The organism is Kitasatospora sp. NPDC004723 (assembly GCF_040609255.1).
Classification (GTDB): domain Bacteria; phylum Actinomycetota; class Actinomycetes; order Streptomycetales; family Streptomycetaceae; genus Kitasatospora.
In genome coordinates this window covers 106,590-129,393 of sequence record NZ_JBEXJT010000020.1, presented here as the reverse complement: position 1 = coordinate 129,393, position 22,804 = coordinate 106,590, and the positions used below count along the sequence as shown (strand labels likewise).

The 22,804-nt window shown below is 75.3% G+C and carries 19 protein-coding genes; 11 read left to right on the top strand and 8 right to left on the bottom strand.

The features are described 5' to 3' along the window. Nucleotides 1–87: 87 nt before the first annotated feature. Both ABZW10_RS20825 and ABZW10_RS20820 read right to left on the bottom strand, forming a co-directional pair. On the bottom strand, nucleotides 88–1,302 hold the full coding sequence (locus tag ABZW10_RS20825; protein WP_355367772.1) for a globin domain-containing protein: 1,215 nt from the start codon (nucleotides 1,300–1,302) through the stop codon (nucleotides 88–90). Nucleotides 1,303–1,469: 167 nt separating this feature from the next. Beyond that, nucleotides 1,470–1,949 carry an Rrf2 family transcriptional regulator gene (locus tag ABZW10_RS20820; protein WP_355367769.1) on the bottom strand — a complete coding sequence of 160 codons (480 nt, stop codon included), beginning with the start codon at nucleotides 1,947–1,949 and terminating at the stop codon, nucleotides 1,470–1,472. A 338-nt stretch (nucleotides 1,950–2,287) separates the two neighbouring features. On the opposite strand from ABZW10_RS20820, the gene ABZW10_RS20815 reads away from it, so the two are divergent. From ABZW10_RS20815 to ABZW10_RS20805, 3 genes are all read left to right on the top strand, one after another. Beyond that, nucleotides 2,288–4,036, top strand: coding sequence for a hypothetical protein (locus ABZW10_RS20815; RefSeq protein ID WP_355367766.1), 1,749 nt, complete (start codon nucleotides 2,288–2,290; stop codon nucleotides 4,034–4,036). Next, nucleotides 4,036–4,473: a hypothetical protein gene (locus ABZW10_RS20810; RefSeq protein ID WP_355367763.1), complete on the top strand. Its 438-nt coding sequence runs from the start codon at nucleotides 4,036–4,038 to the stop codon at nucleotides 4,471–4,473. The genes ABZW10_RS20815 and ABZW10_RS20810 overlap by 1 nt, the downstream gene beginning before the upstream one ends. 212 nt (nucleotides 4,474–4,685) lie before the next feature. After that, complete coding sequence (locus tag ABZW10_RS20805) at nucleotides 4,686–5,462, top strand: SAM-dependent methyltransferase (RefSeq protein WP_355367787.1); 777 nt, start codon at nucleotides 4,686–4,688, stop codon at nucleotides 5,460–5,462. Nucleotides 5,463–5,584: 122 nt separating this feature from the next. Here the strand turns inward: ABZW10_RS20805 and ABZW10_RS20800 are convergent, their stop codons facing one another. Further along, a complete protein-coding gene (locus ABZW10_RS20800) occupies nucleotides 5,585–6,484 on the bottom strand; it encodes a PaaX family transcriptional regulator C-terminal domain-containing protein (RefSeq protein WP_355367760.1) in 900 nt (299 codons plus the stop codon). Between the two features lie 312 nt (nucleotides 6,485–6,796). On the opposite strand from ABZW10_RS20800, the gene ABZW10_RS20795 reads away from it, so the two are divergent. From ABZW10_RS20795 to ABZW10_RS20785, 3 genes are all read left to right on the top strand, one after another. After that, nucleotides 6,797–8,464 (top strand): cytochrome D1 domain-containing protein, encoded by a 1,668-nt coding sequence (locus tag ABZW10_RS20795; protein ID WP_355367757.1) that lies wholly within the window; start codon nucleotides 6,797–6,799, stop codon nucleotides 8,462–8,464. A 113-nt stretch (nucleotides 8,465–8,577) separates the two neighbouring features. Further along, nucleotides 8,578–9,228: a PAS domain-containing protein gene (locus ABZW10_RS20790; protein ID WP_355367754.1), complete on the top strand. Its 651-nt coding sequence runs from the start codon at nucleotides 8,578–8,580 to the stop codon at nucleotides 9,226–9,228. An 80-nt stretch (nucleotides 9,229–9,308) separates the two neighbouring features. Next, nucleotides 9,309–10,442, top strand: a complete 1,134-nt coding sequence (locus ABZW10_RS20785; RefSeq protein ID WP_355367751.1) for a pyridoxal phosphate-dependent aminotransferase — start codon at nucleotides 9,309–9,311, stop codon at nucleotides 10,440–10,442. Nucleotides 10,443–10,455: 13 nt separating this feature from the next. Here the strand turns inward: ABZW10_RS20785 and ABZW10_RS20780 are convergent, their stop codons facing one another. The 3 genes from ABZW10_RS20780 to ABZW10_RS20770 form a co-directional block, all read right to left on the bottom strand. Further along, entirely contained in the window at nucleotides 10,456–11,649 is a 1,194-nt protein-coding gene (locus ABZW10_RS20780) for a GNAT family N-acetyltransferase (RefSeq protein WP_355367748.1), read from the bottom strand. Nucleotides 11,650–11,915: 266 nt separating this feature from the next. Further along, nucleotides 11,916–12,998 (bottom strand): polysaccharide deacetylase family protein, encoded by a 1,083-nt coding sequence (locus ABZW10_RS20775; protein WP_355367745.1) that lies wholly within the window; start codon nucleotides 12,996–12,998, stop codon nucleotides 11,916–11,918. 377 nt (nucleotides 12,999–13,375) lie between these two features. Continuing rightward, a complete protein-coding gene (locus ABZW10_RS20770; protein WP_355367742.1) occupies nucleotides 13,376–13,795 on the bottom strand; it encodes a hypothetical protein in 420 nt (139 codons plus the stop codon). A gap of 318 nt (nucleotides 13,796–14,113) precedes the next feature. On the opposite strand from ABZW10_RS20770, the gene ABZW10_RS20765 reads away from it, so the two are divergent. The 3 genes from ABZW10_RS20765 (at nucleotide 14,114) to ABZW10_RS20755 (ending at nucleotide 17,814) form a co-directional block, all read left to right on the top strand. Further along, nucleotides 14,114–14,911: a serine/threonine protein kinase gene (locus ABZW10_RS20765; RefSeq protein ID WP_355367739.1), complete on the top strand. Its 798-nt coding sequence runs from the start codon at nucleotides 14,114–14,116 to the stop codon at nucleotides 14,909–14,911. A 7-nt stretch (nucleotides 14,912–14,918) separates the two neighbouring features. Beyond that, nucleotides 14,919–16,640: a serine/threonine-protein kinase gene (locus ABZW10_RS20760; protein ID WP_355367736.1), complete on the top strand. Its 1,722-nt coding sequence runs from the start codon at nucleotides 14,919–14,921 to the stop codon at nucleotides 16,638–16,640. Between the two features lie 73 nt (nucleotides 16,641–16,713). Next, a complete protein-coding gene (locus ABZW10_RS20755; protein ID WP_355367733.1) occupies nucleotides 16,714–17,814 on the top strand; it encodes an ionic transporter y4hA in 1,101 nt (366 codons plus the stop codon). Nucleotides 17,815–17,916: 102 nt separating this feature from the next. Here ABZW10_RS20755 and ABZW10_RS20750 read toward each other — a convergent pair whose 3' ends face one another. Next, nucleotides 17,917–19,086: an LPXTG cell wall anchor domain-containing protein gene (locus tag ABZW10_RS20750; RefSeq protein WP_355367730.1), complete on the bottom strand. Its 1,170-nt coding sequence runs from the start codon at nucleotides 19,084–19,086 to the stop codon at nucleotides 17,917–17,919. Between the two features lie 359 nt (nucleotides 19,087–19,445). Here ABZW10_RS20750 and ABZW10_RS20745 point away from each other — a divergent pair, with 359 nt between their 5' ends. After that, complete coding sequence (locus ABZW10_RS20745) at nucleotides 19,446–20,897, top strand: geranylgeranyl reductase family protein (protein ID WP_355367727.1); 1,452 nt, start codon at nucleotides 19,446–19,448, stop codon at nucleotides 20,895–20,897. A gap of 58 nt (nucleotides 20,898–20,955) precedes the next feature. Here ABZW10_RS20745 and ABZW10_RS20740 read toward each other — a convergent pair whose 3' ends face one another. Next, nucleotides 20,956–21,345, bottom strand: a complete 390-nt coding sequence (locus ABZW10_RS20740; RefSeq protein WP_355367724.1) for a hypothetical protein — start codon at nucleotides 21,343–21,345, stop codon at nucleotides 20,956–20,958. A 404-nt stretch (nucleotides 21,346–21,749) separates the two neighbouring features. Between ABZW10_RS20740 and ABZW10_RS20735 the strand changes: the two genes are divergently transcribed. Then, nucleotides 21,750–22,400 carry a TNT domain-containing protein gene (locus ABZW10_RS20735; RefSeq protein ID WP_355367721.1) on the top strand — a complete coding sequence of 217 codons (651 nt, stop codon included), beginning with the start codon at nucleotides 21,750–21,752 and terminating at the stop codon, nucleotides 22,398–22,400. Nucleotides 22,401–22,804: the final 404 nt, after the last annotated feature.

Below are 22,804 nucleotides of genomic sequence, written 5' to 3'. Positions count from 1 at the left end.
GCCCGCTGCCGGGCCGCCCGGCCCGGGCGGGGGCGGGGGCGGCGCGGGGCCGGTGGGCCCGCCTCGGGGGCGGCGGGCCCACCGGGGTCAGGCGTCCTGGCCGAGCCAGAGGTCCGGGCCGAACACCTCGTAGTGGATGTCCGCGGCCGGGACGCCGGCCGTGAGGAGCTGGCCGCGGACGGCGCGCAGGAAGGGCAGCGGGCCGCAGAGGTAGGCGGTGGTGCCCGCCGGGACCTCGACCGTGGCCAGGTCCACCAGGCCGGTGCGGTCGGCCGGCCAGTCGCCGAGCGGCTGCTCGTAGAAGACGTGGGCGGCGGCGTTCGGCAGCTTGGCGGTCAGCTGGGCGAGGTCGGCGCGGAAGGCGTGCGACAGCTGGTCGCGGTCGCCGTGCACGGTGACGACCCGGCGGGTCGAGCCGGTGGCGGCGAGCTTGGCCAGCATCGCGGTCATCGGGGTGTTGCCGATGCCGGCCGAGGCGAGCAGCACCGGGCCGTCGCCGTCGGCGAGCGCGACGTCGCCGAACGGCGGGGCGATGTCGAGGACGTCGCCGGCGCGCAGGGTCGCGTGCAGGTGGTTGGAGACCTCGCCGTCGGGGCCGCCCGCGGCCTCGGCGGTGGCGCGCTTCACGCTGAACTGGAGCACGCCGTCCGGGGCGCCGGAGAGGCTGTACTGGCGGATCTGGTGGGCGCCGTCCGGGAGTTCGGCGCGCACCGAGACGTACTGGCCGGGCGCGGCCGGCGGCAGCGGCCTGCCGTCGGCCGGGCGGACCAGGTAGGTGGTGACGTCCTCGGTCTCCTGGTGGCGGGCCACCACGGTGTAGGGGCGCCACAGGTCGGCCGGGTCGAGGCCCTGGGCGGCGGCGGACTCCTCGCGCAGCCGGTCCTCGATGGCGATGAGGGCGTTGGCCATCAGCCAGTAGACCTCGTCCCAGGCGGCCGCGACCTCGGGGGTGACGGCCTCGCCGAGCACCTCGACGATGGCGGCGAACAGGTGCTCGTGGACGATCCGGTACTGGTCGTTGGTGATGCCGACCGAGACGTGCTTGTGGGCGATGCGGGCGAGCAGCGCGTCCGGACGGCTGTCCGGCGCGGCGATCAGCGCGGTCGCGAAGGCGGCTATCGAGCCCGCGAGCGCCTGCCGCTGGCTGCCGTTGGCCTGGTTGCCGCGGTTGAACAGGTCGCGCAGCAGCTCCGGGTGGGCGGCGAACATCTTCTCGTAGAAGAGCGGCGTGATGTCGCCGATCGCACCGCCCACGACGGGCAGGGTGGCTTCGACGACCTCGGCGGACTTGGCGGACAGCATCGAATGCACTCCAAACTGGAATCTGAGAATCGTATTTTCGGCCGTGCGGAAGCGCGGACCGGCGTGGGGAGGTGACGTGGTGCGACGGTGGGGCCGTGCGGTGGGGTGGTGCGGTGCCGCGCATGGCGCGGTCCCGCGGGTGGTGCGTCGGGGTGTGCCGGAACGCGTCAGCCGGTGGGGCCGGCGACGGGTTCGGGTCTCGGGGCGAGACCCGGTCTCAGGGTGAGGCCGAGCAGGACGGGCCCGGTCGGCGCGGACACCAGATCGCCGATCGAGAGCGGGTCGAGGGTGGCGTAGAACGCCGCCTGCGCGGTGCGCAGTGCCCCGCGCAGCCGGCAGGACGACCGCAGCGGGCACGGTGGATCGTCCTCGCAGCCGACCACGTCACCCACCCCTTCCAGTTCGCGCAGCAGCAGTCCGAGCGAACCGGTGCGACCGGCGGTGGTGAGGGCCAGGCCCCCGCCACGACCGCGCCGCGCCGTCACCACGCCCAGGTGCTGCAGCCGGCTGACCACCTTGGCGGCGTGGGTGTACGGCACGCCGACCGCCTCGGCCACCTCGCGGGTGGTCGGGTTGGCCTCCTCGTCGAGGACGGCCAGCCGCATGGCGATGCGGAGGGCGATGTCGGTGCTCTTGGTCAGCCTCACGTTCGAAAAGCTATCGAATACGAATCCAGAACTCCAATTTCTTGCACGCACCACTCGGCGGAGCCGAACCGTTACCCGCGGTCGCGGTCCGGGGGCTGTCCGCCGGGAAGGTCAACTGCTTTACTGGCCAAGCTCGTTCGCCGGAACAAGGCCTGGGGAATGGGGACATCATGGACAGTGGCACCCCACCGCCACCTCCGCCACAGGGACCACCGCCGACTCCACCGCCGCGTCCGTCCGCCCCGCCACCGGGGTACCCGCCGTCCGCGTCGATCCCGCTCGGTCCGGTCCGGCCCCTGCCGCAGGACGCGTCGGTCCGGCCGGGTCCTCCGCCCACCGTGCCCGCCGCCGCGCCCGCCGCGCCCGCGACCGCCCCGCCCGCCGTGCCGGCGACGCCCGAGAACCTGCTCCACCAGGCCGGCCCCGTCCCCGGCGACGCCACCCGCTACCTGTGCGCCGCCGCCTGGCTGGACCGGCGCTTCCGCGCGGAGCTGATCGAGGAACTGGTCGAACAGTCCTTCCGCATCCCCGCCCCCTCGCCCGGCACCGATCTGGTCCGGGTACTGCACGAGGCCCTCACCGCCCGCCGCTGGGAGGCCTGGACCGGTGCCGTCTGCCTGCTCCTCCTCGTCCTCGGCTTCCCGCTGTTCGGCGTCGCGGCCGGCACCGCGGTCCTGCTGCTGGTCCTGCTGCTGGGCCTGGTCGGCGGCCTCGGCACGCACCGGATGGACCACCGGCTCGGCCTGGAGGTGGAGCGGCTGGTGATCGCCCCGCGCGCCCCGCGCCGCACCGGCCCCGGCGCCACCCTCACCACCTGGATCGGCCGGCTCCTCGTCCTCGCGGTCCTGACGGCGGTCGCCCTGAGCCTCGGCCTGCGGGACCGGCTGGACGACGTCGACCCGGACCTGCTCGGCGGCGCCGGGTACGCGTTCGTCGAACTGCTGCTGCTCTGGATGACCGCCGCCGTCCTGCGCTACCGGATCAGGCGCCGCCTGGCCGCGTTCGCCGACCCCGGCGGCGCCGCCGTCCCGCCCCCGCAGCCGAACGGCGCCCGGGCCGCCCTGCTGTACGAACGGCTGCGCGAACAGCAGAGCGGACCCGAACTGCTCTACCGCCGGCAGGCCCCGCTGGTCGGCCTCGGCCGGGCCGGGCGCACCTGGCGGATGACCTTCGAGCTGCGCCCCTCCGCCGAACGCGCCGCCCGGGGGCGGGCGCCCGAGCCGATCGACGCCACCGTGCTCTACCGCACGATCGCCCAGCGGGTGCGCGCACTGGCCGAGGACCCGCGCTATCCCGAGGACCCGCTGCGCGGACTCTCCGTCACCGACCGGGTGTTCCGGCCCAGTCTGCGCGGCGACGACCCGGCGGGCTGGCTCGGCGCGATGTCCGGCCACGCCGGCGACGCCGTGCTGCTCGAACCCGCCTGGGCGGACCTGCTCAGCCGCACCGGCCACGAACGGCTGCGCCACTACCTGGCGATCCGGGTCGGCTCCTGGCAGGAGGAGGTGGTGATCACCGTGCTGGTCCGTGCCAGCACCCGCGGCGGACTGCTCTACCTGGAGTGGCTGCCCTACGTGCTGGAGCCGGTCGCGCAGGCGTACCACGTGGTCGACCTGCTCGGGCGGCGCTCCGGAGCGGCCCACGCCGCGAACGCGCTCGGCTGGGCCGCCCGGCGGCTCGGCGGCGACATCGGGATCGCCCTCGGCCAGCTGGGGGAGGTCCGGGCCTCGCACGGCCGGGCCGCCCGGCTGCGGCGCCGCTACCGCTACCTCACCCGCGCCGGCTACGCGGTCGACTACGCGCCCCGGCTGAGCGTGCGCGAGCTCGGCGCCGGCGGCGAGTACCAGAACATCTTCCAGTCGCACGACGTGCAGCGCTTCCTGAACACCGTCACCCAGCGGGTGTTCAGCGCGGTCGGCGACGAACTGCGGGCACGCGGCTACGACAGCGCGGCGTTCGAGGAGCAGGCCCAGGGCATCACCAACGTCAACAACGGCGGCGTCCAGGTGGTCAACTCCACCGTGCACGGCCCGGTCGCGGGCGGCGCCGGCGCGAAGGTCGACATGAGCAACGGGAAGGGGAAGTGATGGGCGATCAGCCCCCCGGCCAGGCCGGACCGCCGGCCGGCGGCAACTGGAACGACGGCGGCGTCCAGGTGGTCGGCTCCACCGTGCACGGCCCCGTGGCCGGCGGCCGGGGCGCCACCGTGTCGATCGGCGGCGGCGCCGCCGGACCGGCGGTTCCGGCCGGCCCCGAGGGACTGCGGACGGCGGCCGAGGCGCTGCGGGCCGCGCTCGCCCGGCTGCGCGCCGAACAGCCGGGCGCGGTGTCCGAGGAGGACGCCGAGGACGCCGACGCCGCGCTCGCCGGCATCCTCGACGAGGCGGCCCTCGACGAGCCGCGCGAGGGCCCGCTGCGCCGGCGGGTCCGCACGGTGGCCGACGCGCTGCGCGCGGTCGCGGTGCTCGCCGCGGCGGTGAGCGGCCTGGAGGCAGCCTTCGCGGCGCTGTTCGGGCAGAGCTGAGGCCCCGACCGGCCGCCGCTTCCCGGGTTACGGTTACCATGCGCACGAAGGCGTTCCGCCAGCGGAGTTGACGCGGGCGAAACGCGGATGTGGCACGAGTGGAACGTCAACGGGGAGATCGGGAGGGGCGGCACATGTCGCACGCTGACTGGGTGTCGGGAGAGCGGTCGGGAGGGCCCGGCGAGGACGGCTGGACGGGGGTCGATCTGCGGATGGACGTGCCGCACTCGGCACGGGTGTACGACTACCTCATCGGCGGCAAGACCAACTTCGAGCCGGACCGGGCCGCCGCGCACGCCTCCGTGAAGGCCTGGCCGGCCCTGCCGACCTCGATGCGCAGCACCCGCAGCTTCATGGAACGGGTGGTCCGCCGGCTCGCCGAACAGCACGGCGTGCGCCAGTTCCTGGACATCGGCGCGGGCATTCCGACCTCGCCGAACGTGCACGAGATCGCCCAGGCGGTGGCGCCGGAGTCGCGGGTGGTGTACGTCGACAACGACCCGATCGTGCTGACCCACGCCCGGGCCCTGATGTCCAGCCGCCCCGAGGGCCGCACCGCCTACCTGGACGCCGATCTGCGGGACGTCGACGCGATCCTGGACTCGCCGCGGCTGCGCGAGGTGCTCGACCTCACGCAGCCGGTGGCGCTGTCGCTGATCGCGATCGTGCACTTCGTGCTGGACGAGGACGATCCGCAGGGCATCGTGCGCCGTCTGATGGACCGTCTGGCGCCGGGCAGCTTCCTGGCGTTGAGCGTCTTCACGGGCGACACCGACCCGGTCGGCGTCGGCGGGGTGGGCCGCGAGTACAACACCCGGGGCATCCCGCTGCAGATCCGCGACCGGGCCGAGACGCTCGCCTTCTTCGAGGGCTATGAGCTGCTGGAGCCGGGCGTCACGCTGGTCCACCACTGGCACCCGGAGCCGGGCGCCGCACCGGTCCGGGACCAGAACATCGCGATGTACGGCGGTGTGGCCGTCAAGCGCTGAGTCGGCCCGGCCGGGACGTTCCGGCCACCGCCCGCCCGACGGCGCTGCCGCTCACCCGGCAGCGCCGTCGGGCGTTCCGCGCCCGCCGCCGGTCCGCTGCCGGTCCGCCGCCGGTCGTTCCGTCAGGCCGTCCGCGCCTCGCCGGTGATCTCGGCCATGACCGCGTCGTAGCGCTGGAAGAACCGGGGCCCGGGGTCGGGAGCGCCCTGCCCCGCGCGGCGCAGCAGGCGCCAGCAGTCGGCGGTGAGGGCGCGTGCCTCGGTGCCGGGCCAGGGCCGGGGGAGGAGTTCGGGCGGGAGCAGCGGGTCGGGGGTGGTGGCGCGGGTGAACTCGGCGGCCAGTTCGAGGGCGATCGCGACGTGCTCGACCCAGGTGGGTGCGCTGTCCGGGGCCGTGGCGGTCAGCCGGGTGAGGCGGTCGGCGGCGAGGGCGGCCAGCCGGCGGTGGCCCTCGGCGAGGTCGTCGAGCGGCCAGAGCCGGCGCGCGAGGGCGAGCGGGTCCTTGTCGCCGGCGATCCGCAGGTCGGTGGTGGTGAGCAGGGTGACGCGGTCGGCGATGCCGAGGCGGGCGGCCTCGGCCTCGACGTACGGCGCCCAGTCGTTGGCGCTGACGTAGAGCCCGCCCTGGACGGCGGCGCCGCCGTGCCGGACCAGCGTCTCCCGCAGCGCGTCCCGTGCGGTGCGGGCGGATTCGGGGACCGCGAAGGCGACGAGGTGCCAGCGGCCGTCCCAGGGGGCGAGTCCGGCGTCCTGGGCGTACATGTGGCGGACGAACCCGACCTCGGGCTCCGCGGACCGCCGGGCGTGCTCGGTCTCGCGCAGTACGGCGCGCCGGCCGCGACCCTCCTGGACGAGCAGGCCGTCGGCGGCCATCCGCTTGATGCACAGGCGCACCTGCTGGTCGGTCATGCCCAGCTCGCCCGCGACCTCGTACAGCTCGCCGGCGTCGACGGTGCCGTCCGCCCGGACCATGCCCTCGACCAGGGTGCGGGTGGGGACCTCGACCCGTCCTTCGTCGGTCATCGCTGCCGCTCCTCTCGCCCGCCGTGTCATGGTTCCGCTGCCTGCCGGCGAGTGTAGTACGCCTAGAACTATCGATGAATAAACGATCGGTTTTAGCATGATAGTAATGCCCGTCGCGGCGCCGAGCCCGGTGTGGCGCCGACGGTTCGAACAGGGACCAACTGAGCGGAATTGAACGGTTGGTGACAATCCCAGTCATCTCCTGACGCTTCGTCAGTCGGGCTTCTACGCTTCGGGCGATCCGGGCGGTCCCCCCGGGTCGCCGAGGGCGACCGCGTACCGCCCGTTCCGCCGAGGAGTCTGGAGATCCCGTTGACCACACGCCCCACACCGCGCCGCTTCTGGACGGCCGTGGCCGCCGCCGGCGCGGCCACGGCCGCCCTGCTCTCCCAACCCGCCACCGCCACGGCCGCCCCCACGGGTGCCACCGCGGCGCCGCCGCCCGTCGTGGCCGCGACCGTCGCCGTCGCCCCCTACCCGGCGGGCGTCGCCCTCGCGCCGGACGGCGGGCGCGCCTATGTGACCAGTCAGAGCAGCGGCACGGTGACCGTGCTGTCCACCGCCACCGGCGCGGTCACCGGCACCTTCACCGCCGGCACCGGCTCCTACGCGGTCGCCCTCGCGCCCGACGGCGGACACGCCTACCTCACCCACCACCTCACCGGCACCGTCAGCGTGGTGGACACCGCGAGCGGCGCCGTCACCGCCACCGTCCCGGCCGGCGCCGGCGCCTTCGGCGTGGCGCTCGCCCCCGACGGCTCCCGCGCCTACATCACCAACGCCGCCGCCGGCACGGTCAGCGTGCTCGACACCGCGACCAACACCGTGGCCGCCACCGTCCCGGTCGGCGCCGGGCCGCACGGGGTGGCCGTCGCCCCGGACGGCGGGCACGTGTACGTCGCCGCCTCCGGCGCGCAGCGGGTCGACGTGATCGACACCGCCACCGCCACCCTGAGCGCCTCGATACCGGTCGGCCACGGCGTCTTCGGCCTCGCCCTGGCCCCCGACGGCTCCCGGCTGTGGACCGGCAACGGCGGCGACTCCACCGTCAGCGTGCTGGACACCGCCACCCGGGCGGTGACCGCCACCGTCCAGGTCGGCGCCAACCCGTACGCGGTCGCCGCCGCCCCCGACGGCCGCTCCGTCTACGCGAGCAACTACGCCGACAGCACGCTCAGCGTGCTCGACACCGCGAGCGGCACCGTCACCGCCACCGTCCCGGTCGGCGCGAGCCCGTTCACCCTGGCGGTCACCCCCGACAGCCGGCACGGCTACCTCGCCGACTTCGACGGCGCCACCGTGAACGTCCTCGGCTTCCCGCTGCCGGTGCCGGCGGTCACCGGCGTCAGCCCGGCGAGCGGCCCGCAGGCCGGCGGCACGGTCGTCACCGTCACCGGCACCGACCTGGCCGGCGCGACCGCCGTGAACTTCGGCGCCGCGGGCGACGCGGCGTCCTTCTCCTGCACCGCGACCTCCTGCACCGCCACGGCCCCGGCCTCGGCCACCGCCGGGACGGTCGACGTGCGGGTCACCACACCCGGCGGCACCAGCGCCGTCTCGGCGGCCGACCGGTTCGGCTACGAGGCGCCCGCCGCCGACCTCGCCGTTTCGCTCGTCGCCAGCCCGGTGGCCAACCTGCTCGGCGGCCGGGTCGACTACACCCTCACCGTCACCAACCAGGGCCCCGGTGCGGTGACCGCCGCGACCGTCGGGGCGGCCCTGCCCACCGGGCTCGCCGCGAGCAGCACCGACTGCGGCGTCGCCGCCGGCCACCTGACCTGCGCGCTCACCGCCCCGCTGGCCGCCGGCGCGAGCACCACCCGCCACCTCACCCTCCAGGTGAGCCAACTCCTCAACCTCGGGCGGACGTTCACCGTCACCACCGCCCGGACGGCCGGTGCCCCGGCCGACCCGGTGGCCGCCAACGACACGGCGAGCCGCACCTGCAAGGTCGCGCTGCTGGCGATCACCTGCGACTGAGCCGCAGCCGGCACAGTCGGACGGGCCCGTCCCCGGGGTGAACGATCCCGGGGGCGGGCCCGTCCCGCGTCACCGTCTGGACGAAACATCCAGTCTGGACGTACAGTCCAGAGGTGACCACCGAGACCCCCGACCCGCGCCTGCGCACCTGGGCCCCCGTCTGCCGGGCCGTCGCCCTGCTGCTCGGCCCCTACGCCGAGGTGGTGCTGCACGACGCCGTCCGCGACGAGGTGCTCGCCATCTGGAACCCGATGGGCGACCGCGGTCCGGGCGACCCCTCGCTGCTCGGCGAACTCGACGGGCTCGACCAGGCCGCCCCCGACGTCTACGGCCCCTACCCGAAGCTGCTCCCCGACGGCCGGCGGCTCTCCTCGGTCAGCGCCGTGCTCCGCGACGAGGACGGTCGGCCCGCCGCCGTCCTGTGCGTCAATCTCGACCGCGGTCCGCTGGAACACGCGGCCGAGCTGCTCGCCGCCTTCGCCGCGCCGACCGCCCCGCGCCCCGAACCGCTCTTCGAACAGGACTGGACCGAGCGGATGAACGACGTGATCGGCGGCTACGTCCGCGCCCACGGGCGGCCCCCGGAGCGGCTGGGCCGCGAGGACCGGCTCGCCGTGCTCCGCGAACTCGACCGGGCCGGGGTGCTCGCCGTGCGCCGCGCCGTCCCGGCCGTCGCGACGGCGCTCAAGGTCTCCCGCTCCACCGTCTACACCCTGCTCGCCGAACTGCGCGGCACGCCCGGGCCCGCGCAGCCGCCGCACTGACCCCGCCGCCGCGAGAACGCCGTACGCAGAACGCCGTACGCAGAAGCACGAACCCATCGCACCGAGGAACGAGAACCGCCATGACCAGGCTCCCCGACTTCCGGCTGGAGACGTACTTCTCCCGCTGGGAGTTCACCGCCCGCCATCACCTCACCGCCTCCGACGCGCAGACCATGGCGATGTCCGAACTGCTCGACCTGGCGGACACCGAGGACCGGCACGCCTGGGAGACCCTCGCCCTCGGCTACACCGAGACCTTCGGCGACCCGGCCCTGCGTGAGGCGGTCGCCGACATGTACGACCTGGCCGGCCCCGAGGACGTGATCTGCTTCGGCGGCGCCCAGGAGGGGCTCAACCTCGCCATGCAGGTGCTGCTCGGCCCGGACGACCACGCCGTCGTCGTCACCCCCAACTACCAGTCCGCCGAAACCCTGCCGCTCTCGCTCTGCGAGGTCACCGGCGTCGCGCTCGACCCCGACCGCGACTGGGCGCTCGACCTCGACGAGCTGACCGCGGCGCTGCGCCCCGACACCCGTGTCGTCTCCGTCAACTTCCCCAACAACCCCACCGGGAAGGTGATCGAGGCCGCCGACTTCGTGCGGCTGGCCGAACTCTGCGACGAGCGCGGCATCCACCTGTTCAGCGACGAGGTCTACCGCGGCCTGGAGCGCGACCCGGCCCGCGCCCTGCCGAGGGCCGCGGACCTCTCCGAACGCGCTCTCTCGCTCGACGTCACGTCCAAGTCGCTCGGCCTGCCCGGGCTGCGGATCGGCTGGATCGTCTGCCGGGACCGGGAGTTGCGCGGCCGGCTGGAGCGCGCCAAGCACTACACCACGATCTGCAACGCCGCCCCCAGCGAGATCCTGGCGCGGATCGCGATCAAGGCCCGGGAGCCGATCCTGGCCCGCAACCGGGCGCTGATCGCGGCCAACCTGCCACTCTTCGACGCGTTCTTCGCCCGCTTCGCCGACCTCTTCGAGTGGCGCGCCCCGGACGGCGGCTGCGTCGCCTACCCGCGCTACCTCGGCGCGGACGGTGTCGAGTCGTTCTGCCGGGGGCTGGTCGAGGAGGCCGGCGTCCTGCTGCTGCCGGCCTCCGTGTTCCGTTCGGAGCTGACCGCGACGCCCGCCGACCGGTTCCGGATCGGCGTCGGCCGGCGGGATCCCGCACCCGCCCTGGAGGCCTTCGCCTCCTGGCTGGACGCCCGCCGCTGACGAGCCCCCGCCGTCAGTCCCGGGCGGGGACGGCCGTTGCCGCCTCGGCCGCCGCTCCTGTCGCCGTCGCCGCCGACGCCGCCGTCGCCGCCGACGCCCCGGCCGGGGCCCGGCGCGCGGCCTTGGCCCGGTACTTGAGCCCGAGCAGTGCCCCCGGCACGCCGTGCGGCACCAGCCAGGAGACGTCCTCGCGGTCCACCGCGTCGAAGCGGTACTTGTACGGCTCGGTGCCGCGCAGGAAGTCGAAGGTGGTGAGCCCCTGTCCGGAGGCCGCCCGGATCGCCTCGGCGATCACCGCCGTGCCCAGCCGCAGCGGGGCCCAGGTCACGTCCCAGCCGATCTGGTAGTAGGCGAAGGTGTCGCGCCACTGGAAGCCGTAGAGCACGCCGACGACCTCGCCCGCCCGCTCCGCGACCAGGAAGGCCGGGCCCTCGCCGTGGTGGGTGTCGGCGGCCCGCTCGATCACCCGCAGGTGCAGCGGGGCGCGGGCCTCGTCGAAGGTGGTCGGCCGGCCGAGCGCGGCCCGGCGCAGCCGGTGCAGCCGGACGGCGGTGCGCAACAGGTCGAAGCGCTCCGGGAGTTCGGACAGCGCCAGGGCGGGCGGCACCCAGCGGAAGGTGATGCCCTCGGCGGCCAGCTTGCGGCCGTAGCGGCGCAGGTTGGCGCGGAACTGCCGCGAACCCAGCGCGTCCGGTCCGGCCGTCAGATCGGCCCGCGGGCAGGGGGTGCGGCCGATCTCCACCGCGCCGGGCGGCAGCAGGCCGGCCTGGTCCGGGTCGAGGTCGGCGAGCAGCAGGGTGGCCCGCCGCCCGCGCCGGGCCAGCCAGTCGGCGACCTCGGCTCGGCGGTGCGGGGCGACGGCGAAGCCGCAGTGGTCGGCGGCGCCCGGCCCCGAGCCCAGCACGGTCAGGCAGGGGACGGGCAGCGGCGCGCGCGGGTGGAGGCGCTGGACGGTGCGCAACAGCGGGACGACGGCGTCGACCCGGCCGTCCCCGTCCCGCCACACCACGACCTCGCCCTCGCCCTCGCCGCCGGCACCGGAGCGCGCACCGCCCTCGGCGGCCCCCAGCGTCTCCCACCAGGCCAGCGTCCACTCGGGCGTGCTGAACCAGGAGCCGCCCGTCCCGCCCGCGCGGCCCGCCACCAGCTCGCGCCAGCCGTCGACCACGTCCGTCGGCAGGGCGGCCGACCGGTACCGGACCGGCACCGCGCGCGCACCGGAGGGCGCGGCGACGGATGCCGTCGGACCGGCCGGGTTCGGAGGTGTCGGTCCCGGATGCGCTGTTCCCATGTGTGCTGCCCCCCAGGCTCGTCCGTTCCCGGTGTTCCCGCCGGCCGGCGGCCGGTCGCGGGCCGGTCGGTATTCTCCCGGATCCCCACCCCCGGGCGGCGGGGTTCCGGGCAAGCGGTCCCCGCGCCGGCCGTCCGGGCGGGGGAGCGGCCGGGGGTGCGCGCCCCCGCCGGAGCGGTCCGTCAGGTGCCGCCGCGCAGGCGGTGCACGGCCGGGTGGAGCCCGGAGAGGATGGTGTCGAAGCGGTCCCGGCCGGTGGTGGAGTTGACCCGCAGCCGGCTGATCCGCAGCGGGTTCGGCGGCAGCAGCCGGTCGTGGCGGTGGTCGAACAGGAAGCCGAGCCGGTAGCCGAGGCGGTTCAGCAGGGCCTCGGCGCGCGGGTCGAGGTTGCCGTTGGGGTAGGCGAAGGCGGTGGGCGCCTCGCCGCCGAGCCAACCGGTGAGTGCCCGGTGCGCGCCGCTCACCTCGGCCTCCACGGTGTCGTCCTCGCACCGGTCGAGGCAGGGGTGGCCGGCGGTGTGGTTGCCGATCGCGACGCCGCCGCGGGTGAGCGTCAGCAGGTCGGCCGGGGTGAGCTGTTCCTGCCGCGGTGCGCGGACCGCGGCGCTCGCCCGGAGTTCGGCCAGCGCGGCGCGGCGGTCCGGGTCGGCGAGGGTCTTCATCCGGCGGACCGCACCGCCCGGCGGACAGTCGGCCAGGGCGCGGGCGGTGCCGCCGTGCGCGGCGAGGAAGGCGGCCTCGCGCCACCAGAACGGCTGGTCGCCGCCGATGAGGTCGGTGACCACGAAGGCGGCGGCGGGAATGTTGTACCGGGCCAGTACCGGCAGGCCCTCGGTGAGCACCGTGCGGTCGCCGTCGTCGAAGGTCACCAGCACGCTGCGGTGCGGCAGCGGCCGGCCGGTGTGCGCCGCCTGCTCGACGGCGGCGAGCGGGACCGGGCGGGCGTGGCGGACCAGGCGCTCCATCTGGAGCGCGAACACCCGGGGATCGTCCACCCCGTGGTAGGCGAGCACGGCCAGCCGGCGGGTGGCGGCGAGCCGGAAGAGCGGCTGGAGCGGTGAGTGGCGCAGGACGGCGTCGACGGTCGCCCGCCGGCCGGCGAGCCGCGCGCGCGGCGGGGCGGCGTCCGTCGGGCCGACGACGGTGGTCGCGGTCGTGGCGGTGGTGGTGGCCGTGGTGGTGGTCGTGGCCGTGGTGGTCCCGGCGGCCGTCGCGCTGCTCGGGCCTTCGGCGGCCCCGGTCGAATGCGCGGTTCCTTCGGGCATGGACGCGCTCCCCCTTCCTCCCCGTGCGATGGTGCGCTGGCGGGGGTGGAGCACGCTGCACCGTCAGGCCCGGCCGTTCGGCGCACGCCTGTCGGGTGGGCGGCCCGCCCCGCTCCACGAAATCCCAAGATAGTGCAAAAACCCATGCTCCGAACCGGGTTGCGCACCGGGGACGGGTTTCGACGGGTGGTTGGCGCATTTGCCGATGGCCGGTGAACTGAGCGACGGCTGTGAGCATCCTGAGTGATTGCTGGTGGAAGCGGGGGCGGATGCGTCCTGGGGGGACGGCGCCGGCCACCGGGTGCGGGCCCGGTGGCCGGCCCGGGCCGGGGCGCGCGAGGCTCCGGCCCGTCAGAGCCCCGTCATCGGACGGGGCGTCAGAACGGGTTGGTACAGGTGGTCACCTGCTGCGCCACGTCCTGGGCGGGGCCCGCGGTGGCGCAGACTATCTTGAGGTCCGAGGTGACCACGCGGGGCGTCACGGCCTTCGCGAAGCCCTGGGCGTAGGTGGTCGCGGAAGCGGCGGTCACCCACGGGCTCCCCCAGGCGTGCTGGGTGCGCACCTCGACCTTGACGATCGTCAACTGGCTGGGGTCGGCGGTGACCTGGGCGACGCCGACGACGCCCGCACCGTCGGTCTCGTGCCAGACGCACGGCTGGTTCAGCACCGTCGCGCACGCGACGGTACCCGTCTCGGCCGTGGCCCCGGGTGCGGTCGTCGCGGCCGCGGCCGGAAGGACCGTGACCACAGTGATTCCTGCCGCCGCCGCCATGAGAGCTGCAATCCGAGCGCGCATGATGTCAACCTCCTTGGAATGAAAGGGGATTTCGCTCTGTGAGGTGAGTCTTGCACAAATCTTTAAGGTTCCCCGTGTGTGCTGCATCACACTGATGGTGATCGCTCGACTACTGAGAGCGATCGCGCCGGTGGCATCGGGATGACATTGAGGTGTCGACCGGCCGACGTGACGGTGCGGGCGCCGGTGATCGAATGTGACGGTGCGCCAGGTGGCAACTCGCACCTGGCGGCTCCTCGTTCACTCGTCCGGGTCGGCCCGGCGCTGCCGGATGGTTCGGGCCGCTACGATCGGGCCGACCCCCGGAGGTGACCCCGGATGACCACGGTCATCGTGCAGTTGCCCGACGCCCGCCCGCCGGCCCCGGCCGACCGTCGCTTCGCCCGCCTGTCGAGGCCGCCCCGCAGCGCCCCGCCCAGCCGTCCGGCCCTGCTGCACCTCGGGCCGGGTGACACGGCCGCGTTCGGGCGCGGCGAGCCCGGCCGCCCGCCCGCCGTCCCGATCCCCGATCCGGGCGTGTCGCGCCGGGCCGGCGAGATCACCGCCGCCGAGGACTACTGGCGGCTCTCCAACTTCAGCGCCACCGCCACCTACGTCGTGGAGAACCTCGAAGGCGCGGGCGAGCACGTCAAGGTCGCGCCCGGGCGGATCGGTGCGCCCGTCCCGTTCGAGATCTCCCGGATCCTGCTGCCCGCCCACGGCGAACCGGCGGCGTTCAAGGTCTTCGCCCCCCAACACGCCTACCTGAGCGGCGAGCCGGCCGCTCCGGGCGGAGAACGCACGGTCAGCCCGTTCGCCCTGGACCCGACCGCCAAGTACTTCCTCGTCCTGCTCGCGCTCTGCGAGCCGCGGCTGCGCTCGCCCTCCGCGGCGGCCGTGCCCGGCGCCACCGACGTGGTGGCGCGGCTGCGCGACCTGCCGGCCTGCCGCGACCTCAGTCGCTCGGCCGTCAACTACCACATCGACTACCTGGTCGGCAGCAAGCTCCGGCTGCGCGACCCGGTGGAAGGGGGCGACCCGGGCGGCAAGCGGGAGGAACTCGTGGCGCTGGCCCTGCGGTTCGACCTCGTGCGGGAGGAGCACCTGGCGCTGCTCCCGCCCCGGCGCGGCGGGTGACCCGGCGGTGGCACCGAGCGCCGCGCCGCCGGCCCGGCCCGAACCCCCGGACGGCGGGGCGGGGTTCGCGGTGCCGCCCGGCTACCCGGTCGCGGGGTACCGGGTCGGCGAGCTGATCGGGGCGGGCGGCTGGGGAAGCGTCTACGCGGCCCGCCGCGAGGGGCCGGGGTCCGGTGGCGGGCCCGGCGGCGGCTCCGGCGAGACGTGCGGTGGCGGCTCTAGCGGCCCGTCCGGGAGCGGTCCGTGCGAGGCGGCCGTCAAGTTCCTCCACCCCGGCCGGCTCAGCCCCGGCCAGCGCGAAACCATGCTCCAACTCGCCCACAGCGAGCTGCGGTTCAGCCGGAGTGCCGACCACCCCCACCTGATCCGCACCCTCGCTGCGGTCACCCTCGCGGACCCGGCCCATCCCGCACTGGACGGCGCGCTCGCCCTGGTGATGGAGCGCGCCGCGGGCAGCCTCCAGGACGTCCTGGCCGCGACGCGACCGCCGGCCCCCGTCCCGGACGCCGGCCGGATCCTCGCCGAGGTCGCCGCCGGCCTGCGCCACATGCACACCGCCGGCTGGGTGCACGGCGACCTCAAGCCCGCCAACGTCCTGCTGATGCCCGACGGCACCGCCAAGCTCGCCGACTTCGGCCTGACCGCCGAACTGGACGGCACCCACGCCTACGCCCCGCCGCTCGGCTCGCCCGACCACGTGCCACCGGAGTGGTGGTCCCAGCGGACCGGCGCGCACGGCGTGGCCCTGCGTCCGAGCGCCGACCTGTGGGCCTTCGGCGTCCTCGCCCACCAACTGCTGACCGGCGGCCTGCACCCGTTCCTCGGCGCCACCGCCCGCGCCCGCTCGCTCGCCGCCCTGGCGTACGCGCGCGGCAGCGCCCCGCTGCGGCTGGACGCCGCGCTGCCGGAGCGGTGGCGGCCGCTGGTCGGCGCCTGCCTGACGGCCGACCGGCGGCGGCGCGCCGAGCTCGACCTCGCGGCGCTGCTCGCCGTGGCGCTCGACGAGGACGCGCCGCCCGCGGGTGAGGCTCCGGTGCGGCTGCGGCTGCGGCGCCGCCGCACCGCCGTGGGCGCGACGGCGCTGCTCACCGGGGCCGCCGTCCTGCTGGCGCTCACCGGCGCGCCGGAGCCGTCCGAGCCGACCGCGTCCGAGCCGACCGCGTCCGGGCCGTCCGCGTCCGGGCCGTCCGCGTCCGGGCCGCCCGGGTCGTCCGGGGCGCCGCCGCCGGTGCGCGGTCCGGTCCGGCCCGGTGCGATCCCGCCCGGCGCCGACGTCCCCGCCGCGCTGCGCGCGCCGATCGACGACGCGGCCCGCCGCTGCCCCGAGGCCGAGGTCACCCCGGTGCTGCTGGCCGCGATGATCAAGGCGGAGTCCGGCTTCGACCCGGCCGTCGCCCGTCCCGAGACCGGGGAGTACGGCGTGGCGATGTGGACGCCCTCGGTCTTCAACGCCTGGGCGCAGGACGCCGACCACGACGGCGTCAAGGACTACCTGGACCCCGACGACGCCATCGCCGCGATGGGCGGCTACGTCTGCTGGCTCGCCCAGCGCTTCAAGCAGCGCGGCTATCCCGCCGCCCAACTGCCCGCCCTGGTGACGGCCGGCTACCGGACGAGCGACAAGACGGTCGCCGACGCCGGCGGTGTACCCGATCGGGTGAAACCGCACGTCAGCAAGGTCCTCGCCTACCTCGCGGAGTACGGCGGGACTACGGTGGCCGGGTCATGAGGTCGGCCACATCCGTGGCCTCCCCGGTGGCGTCGCCACGGAACCTGTGCTTCCGGATGGGATGCTCGGCGGCATGTTCACCAAGCTCCGTCCCGTCGTCACGCAGTGGACCGTCGTCGTGCCCCTGCTGGCCTTCGCCGTCCTCGCCCTGACCTGGCACCGCGACCTCCCCGGCTGGGTGGTGGGCGTGGTGTCGCTGTTCCTGGCGGGTGCCGTGCTCGCCGCCGTGCACCACGCGGAGGTGATCGCCCACAAGGTGGGCGAACCGTTCGGTTCCCTGGTGCTCGCGGTCGCGGTGACGGTGATCGAGGTCGCGCTGATCGTGACCCTGATGATCGACGGCGGTGACAAGTCGGCGACGCTCGCCCGGGACACCGTGTTCGCCGCGGTGATGATCACCTGCAACGGCATCCTCGGCCTGTCCATCGTGGTGGCGGCCAGCAAGTACCGGGTGGCGGTCTTCAACGCCGAGGGGACGGGGGCCGCGCTGGCCTGCATCGGCACCCTCGCCACGCTCAGCCTGGTCCTGCCGACCTTCACCACCAGCTCGCCCGGCCCGCAGTTCTCGCCCGCCCAGCTCGCCTTCGCGGCGGCCGCCTCGCTCGTGCTGTACGGGCTGTTCGTGGCCACCCTGGCCGTTCGGCACCGGGAGTACTTCCTGCCGGTCACCCCGGAGGGCAAGGTGGTCGAGGAGGACGACCACGCCGAGCCGCCGACCCGCCGGGCCGCCGTCGTCAGCCTGGTCCTGCTCGGTGTGGCGCTGGTGTCGGTGGTCGGCCTGGCCAAGGGCGTGTCCCCGACCATCGAGTCGGCGGTACAGTCGGCCGGGCTGCCGAACTCGGTGGTGGGTGTCGTGATCGCGCTGCTCGTCCTGCTGCCGGAGACCATCGCCGCCCTGCGCGCGGCCAAGCGCAACCGGGTGCAGACCAGCCTCAACCTGGCGCTCGGCTCCGCGCTGGCGAGCATCGGCCTGACCATCCCGGCCGTGGCGGTCGCCTCGTACTGGCTCTCCGGGCCGCTGGTGCTCGGCCTGGACTCCTCGCACCTGGTGCTGCTCACGCTGACCATCGTGGTCGGCACGCTGACGGTCATCCCGCGCCGGGCGACGCCGCTCCAGGGCGCGGTGCACCTGGCCATCCTGGCCGCCTACGTGGAGCTGGCGATCACCCCCTGAGCGCCCTCCGGGGGGTGGGGGCGGGGACACACGAACGGGCCGGTGACCTTGAGGGTCACCGGCCCGTTCGTGTGTCCGGGTGCCGGAGGTCCGGGCGCCGGATCAGGAGGAGCGGCGGGTACGGCGGGTGTAGACGACGGCGCCCGCGCCGCCGAGCAGCAGGACGGTGCCCGCGCCGGCCATCAGCAGGGTGCCGGTGCCGTTGCTCCCGGTGGACGCGAGGTCCTTGCCGGAGGAGGTGCCACCGGCGATCGGGGTCGGCACGCTGACCTGGGTCGGCATGATCAGCGGGTTGGCCGGGTCGACGACGGTGTTCGCCGGCGCGACGTGCACCGGAACGGTTGCGGTGGGCTTGGGGGCCGGGCCGCTCGCACTCGGCTCCGGCGCCTGGCCGCCCGGGGTGGCGGTGCCCGACGGGCTCGCCGAACCGGTGGCGCCCGGGGTGGCCGACGGGGTCGCGGCCGGGGTGGTGGCCGGGGTGCCGCTCGGCGTGGCACTCGGGGTCACCGACGGGACCTCGCTCGGGGTGACGCTCGGGGCCACGGTCGGCGGGACCGTCGGGTTCGGCGGCGTCGTGGTCGGCGGCGTGGACGGGGTCGGCGACGCCGCCTGGGACGGCGTCTCGCTCGGGGCCACCGTGGGCACCGTGCTCGGGGTGACCGGGACCGTCGGGACCGGCGTCGTCGGCGGGGTGGTCGGCGGGGTGGTCGGCGGCGCGCTGGGCGTGGCGCTCGGGGCGGTGGTGGGCGGCGGCGGGACCGGGGTCGCCTTGGTGGGCGTCGGGGTCGGCGTGGCGGTCGGGGTGGGGGTGCGGCCGCCGCAGTCCACCTTGAACACCTTGTGCTTCGGGTTGTTGAGCTTCGGCGGCGCCGTCGGCAGCTTGCCGTGGTCCATCTCCACCGCGGCCCAGTACAGCTTGTACTGGCCGTCCGGCAGGTTGATGTCCTCGGTCCGGACGTGGCCCTTGCCGTCCACCGGGATGTCGCCGTACACGACGGCGGTCTCCTTGGTGTCGGTGTGCATCTGGGCGATCAGCCAGACGATGTCCTGACCCGGGTCGAAGCCGAACGAGTCCAGGTAGAAGGCGCAGACCTTGGGCTCGTTGTTCTTGGGCTCCTCACCCGTCGAGGCGTCATGGATCTTGACGGTGCCGTTGTTGCCCTTCGCGGCCTGGCCGCCGGCGGCGGCTTCGGCGGCGGGGGTGGCGAGCAGCAGGGCGGCGACGGCGGGGACGGCGACGAGGGACCGTGCCGTGGTGGAGCGAATGCGCATGGCTGTGTCCAACGGGGATCGGCGGTCCCGAGGGGACCGCGCGGGGAGGTGGGAGCCCTCGGCCGACGGCAGTCGGCGGACGAGGCGCATCAAACTCCCGCAGTCGGTCCGGCCCCGCAAGGAGGGTTTGGCCGAATTGCCAGGAAGCGGAGCCGATTGTCCGACAAGTCCATTGCAACGATTCGGTCACCCGGATGTGAGGGGCCGGCGGGCCGGATCGGTCCGATCGGGCCGGATGGGGCCGGGTGGGGCGGCCGATGCCCGCGTGTCGGGTTCGACGGGGCGTTCGCGGTCCATATCGTCTGTGTCCGCCGAATCCGCTGAGTCCGCCGCAGGACCGACACCCGTGGGAGCGCCGCATGCCCGGCCCAGCAGAGCAGTCGTCCACCCGTCCCGCCCAGCCGGATCCCGCCGGCCCGTCCGACGGCGCCGAGCCGGTCGGGGCTGCCGGGCCGGTCGGGGGTGCCGAGCAGGCCGGGGGAGCGGAACCGGTCGAGGGGGCGGAGCCGACCGCCGCCGACGACGCGTCCGGGAACGGCGTGGACACCGCCGATGTGATCGTGGTCGGCGCCGGTCCGGCCGGCTCCACCGCCGCCTACCACCTGGCCCGCACCGGCCTGGACGTCCTCCTGCTGGAGAAGTCGGCCTTCCCCCGGGAGAAGGTCTGCGGCGACGGCCTCACCCCCCGCGCCGTCCGGCAGCTGATCGACCTCGGCATCGACGTCTCGGAATCCGCCGGCTGGCTGCACAACCGCGGCCTGCGGATCGTCGCGGGCGGGCGCCGGGTGGAACTCGACTGGCCGGAGCTGGCCGCCTACCCCGGCTTCGGGCTGGTCCGCCGCCGCGCCGACTTCGACGAGCTGCTCGCCCGGCGGGCCGCCGCGGCCGGCGCCCGGCTGGTGGAGCGGGCCAACGTGGCGGGCCCGGTGCTGGACGAGCGGACCGGCCGGATCACCGGTGTCACCGCCCGGCTCGGCGAGGAACGCCGGCCCGTCACCTACCGCGCGCCCCTGGTGGTCGCCGCCGACGGCAACTCCACCCGGCTCTCCCTGGCGATGCGGCGCTACCGCCGTACCGACCGCGCGATGGGGGTCGCCTACCGCACCTACTTCACCACCCCGCGCCACGAGGACCGCTACCTGGAGGCCTGGCTCGACCTGCGCGACCCCGCCGATCCGGCCCGCCGTCTGCTGCCCGGCTACGCCTGGGTGTTCGGCATGGGCGACGGCACCGCCAACATCGGCCTCGGCGTCGTCGACACCGGCGCGGTGCCCCGCGAGGTGGACTGGCGGCAGCTGCTCCGCCGCTGGTGCGACGACCTCCCCGCCGAGTACGGCTACCACCCCGAGGCCGTCACCGAACCGATCCGCGGCTCCGCCCTCCCGATGGGACTCAACCGCCGACCCCACTACGCCGACGGCCTGTTGCTGGTCGGCGACGCCGGCGGCACGGTCAGCCCGGCCACCGGTGAGGGCATCGCCTACGCGATGGAGTCCGGCCGCTTCGCCGCCGAGGCGATCGTCCAGGCCCTCGCCCGGCGCACCGACCGCGGCCGTGACCTGGCCCTGCGCGCCTATCCGCAGGCCCTGCGCGCCGCCTACGACGGCTACTTCGCGCTCGGGCGGCTCACCGCCGCCGCGCTGAGCCGCCCGCGTCTGGTGGGCGCGGCCGGGGCGGCCGGGCTCGGCAACCCGGCCCTGCTGCGGGCGGCGTTCCGGCTGATGGTCAACCTGACGGAGCCCAACTCCCGTGACGCGCTGGACCGCCTGCTGCACCTCCTCGGCCGCCTGGCCCCCAGCAGCCGGGGCTGAGCCCCGCGGTCCCTGCTCCGAATCCCGCGGCCCCTGCCGCGGGGGCCGACGGGCGTGCCTAGTCACTGAACCAGGCGCGCCCGTCGGAGGACAGGAACGCCCGCAGGACGAACGCGCCGAGGGCGATGCCGGCCAGGGCGGCGAACGAGCCGGTGGCCACCAGGAGCACGCCGACGGCCACGGACAGCGCTTCGATGACGGCCACCGTCGTCCTGGTCCAGCCGGCCCGGCGCGAGGCGAGGCCGGCACAGGTGCCGAGCAGCAGGCCGACCAGCACGGAGGTCATCGCGACGAAGCGCACCAGCGCGACCTCGTCGCCCTGGTTCCGGCCGAGGGCCCCGAGCAGCAGCAGGCCCGAGCAGCCGCTGAGCGCGGCGTGGATCCACACGCACGCGACCGCCCGCCGGACCGACGTCGGCATCCGCCGTGCGGCGCCCTGGTCCGTCATCGCTGACCACCCCCGGTCGTCGAGCGGCCGTGGCCGGCGGCCGGGCCGTACCGGCGAGGATCGGGCCGGCCCGACGTGCTGTCAATGGAACTGATGCGTCCCCCGGCGGCTCCCGCGGGGTCCGCCGCTGGTTGCGGCGGCTGTGCCGGGTCCGAGGCTGGGGGCGCGACCCTCCAGTTTGCGCGCCCCCGGCGCCCGGCGTGCGCGGGTTGGCCGAAACCGGGGGCTCCGGACCCGTTACGGGCTCCGGCGGTTGACGTGCGGTCAGATGATCCGATTGCCTGGTGCCGGCTTGGCCACGGAGGGTGACCGATCACGCTCCGGTCCGCCCGCCGTGCCGCTGCCGGCTCATCACCGCACCACCCGACCTGCTCGCCAGCTCACCACCTCATGACGGAGACAACGTGCGCCTTCGCCTGTTCGCCGTACCGCTCGCCGCGGTCGTCGCCCTGCTCGCCCCGACCACCCCGGCCCTCGCCGCCGGGACGGCCGCCACCCCGTCCAACGAGTGCTCGACGGCGGACTTCCACGGCGATCCCCGGCTCGGCCCCGCCGACCTGCCGACCGCCGGCACGGTCGGCCGCGAGCTGATCGGCTACCGGCGGACCGGCGGCCTCGACGAGGCGAAGTTCCTCGCCACCTACTACAGCCCCACCGCCAACAACGGCAGCCCGGGCTGGATATACCCGCCCGCCAACGGCTACGTCACCCTGCCCGACGGCACCCCGGTCGAGTTCGAGATCACCCTCTACCCGAACCAGCGGATCGACCGCTACGGCAGCGAGTACGGTGCGTTCCTCGCCCCCGAGGGCCTGCCCTACGCCAGCCGCTCCATCCCGCCGCAGAGCCTGGACGCCAACCCGGCCGCGAGCTGCAACTACCACGACTACCAGGTGGTCAAGCCCTTCAAGGTGCACGCCGGACCGATAGCGCCCTGGTTCGGTCAGCCCGGCTACGGCCTGCAGTACCAGCTCGACGCCGCGCTCGTCCCCGACGGCCCGGCCCGGCTGAACGTGCTCTGGCTCGTCGACAACGGCTACCTCGCCCGGGTCTGACACCCTCCGGCGCGACGGCGGCCTCCGGGCCCCGGGCCCCGGGCTCCGGCTACCGGACGTCGCCGTCGCGCCGATTGCACAGCAACCGCCCGTCGGGGTCCAGCGCCACCGCACCCGGCAGCACGACCACCTCGCCCTCGTCGTCCGCCGCAGCGGCAGCTGCCGCTGGACCACCGCCGCGTGCCCGATCAGCACCCCGTGCTCCCGGTCCTCCTCGGTCAGGTCGACGAACGCCTCGGCCGGCAGGGCCCGGACCGCCTCCCTGGTGCCGTGGTCCAGGGCGGAGGTGTGGGTGGTGACGAGTTCGGCCATGGGCCGATCGTGGCGCGCCGGGGCGGCGGTGCCGACCGGCTTTCGCGGCGGCCGTAAATCCGTTGCCGGGCAGGTGGGGAGGGGATAGGAAG

Excerpts from the sequence above, each read along its gene's own strand:
- ABZW10_RS20745 (WP_355367727.1), top strand. The coding sequence starts at position 19,446 with ATGCCCGGCCCAGCAGAGCAGTCGTCCACCCGTCCCGCCCAGCCGGAT.
- ABZW10_RS20770 (WP_355367742.1), bottom strand. The coding sequence starts at position 13,795 with ATGCGCGCTCGGATTGCAGCTCTCATGGCGGCGGCGGCAGGAATCACT.
- ABZW10_RS20785 (WP_355367751.1), top strand. The coding sequence starts at position 9,309 with ATGACCAGGCTCCCCGACTTCCGGCTGGAGACGTACTTCTCCCGCTGG.
- ABZW10_RS20775 (WP_355367745.1), bottom strand. The coding sequence starts at position 12,998 with ATGCCCGAAGGAACCGCGCATTCGACCGGGGCCGCCGAAGGCCCGAGC.
- ABZW10_RS20805 (WP_355367787.1), top strand. The coding sequence starts at position 4,686 with ATGGACGTGCCGCACTCGGCACGGGTGTACGACTACCTCATCGGCGGC.
- ABZW10_RS20765 (WP_355367739.1), top strand. The coding sequence starts at position 14,114 with ATGACCACGGTCATCGTGCAGTTGCCCGACGCCCGCCCGCCGGCCCCG.
- ABZW10_RS20825 (WP_355367772.1), bottom strand. The coding sequence starts at position 1,302 with ATGCTGTCCGCCAAGTCCGCCGAGGTCGTCGAAGCCACCCTGCCCGTC.
- ABZW10_RS20800 (WP_355367760.1), bottom strand. The coding sequence starts at position 6,484 with ATGACCGACGAAGGACGGGTCGAGGTCCCCACCCGCACCCTGGTCGAG.
- ABZW10_RS20740 (WP_355367724.1), bottom strand. The coding sequence starts at position 21,345 with ATGACGGACCAGGGCGCCGCACGGCGGATGCCGACGTCGGTCCGGCGG.
- ABZW10_RS20755 (WP_355367733.1), top strand. The coding sequence starts at position 16,714 with ATGTTCACCAAGCTCCGTCCCGTCGTCACGCAGTGGACCGTCGTCGTG.
- ABZW10_RS20750 (WP_355367730.1), bottom strand. The coding sequence starts at position 19,086 with ATGCGCATTCGCTCCACCACGGCACGGTCCCTCGTCGCCGTCCCCGCC.
- ABZW10_RS20810 (WP_355367763.1), top strand. The coding sequence starts at position 4,036 with ATGGGCGATCAGCCCCCCGGCCAGGCCGGACCGCCGGCCGGCGGCAAC.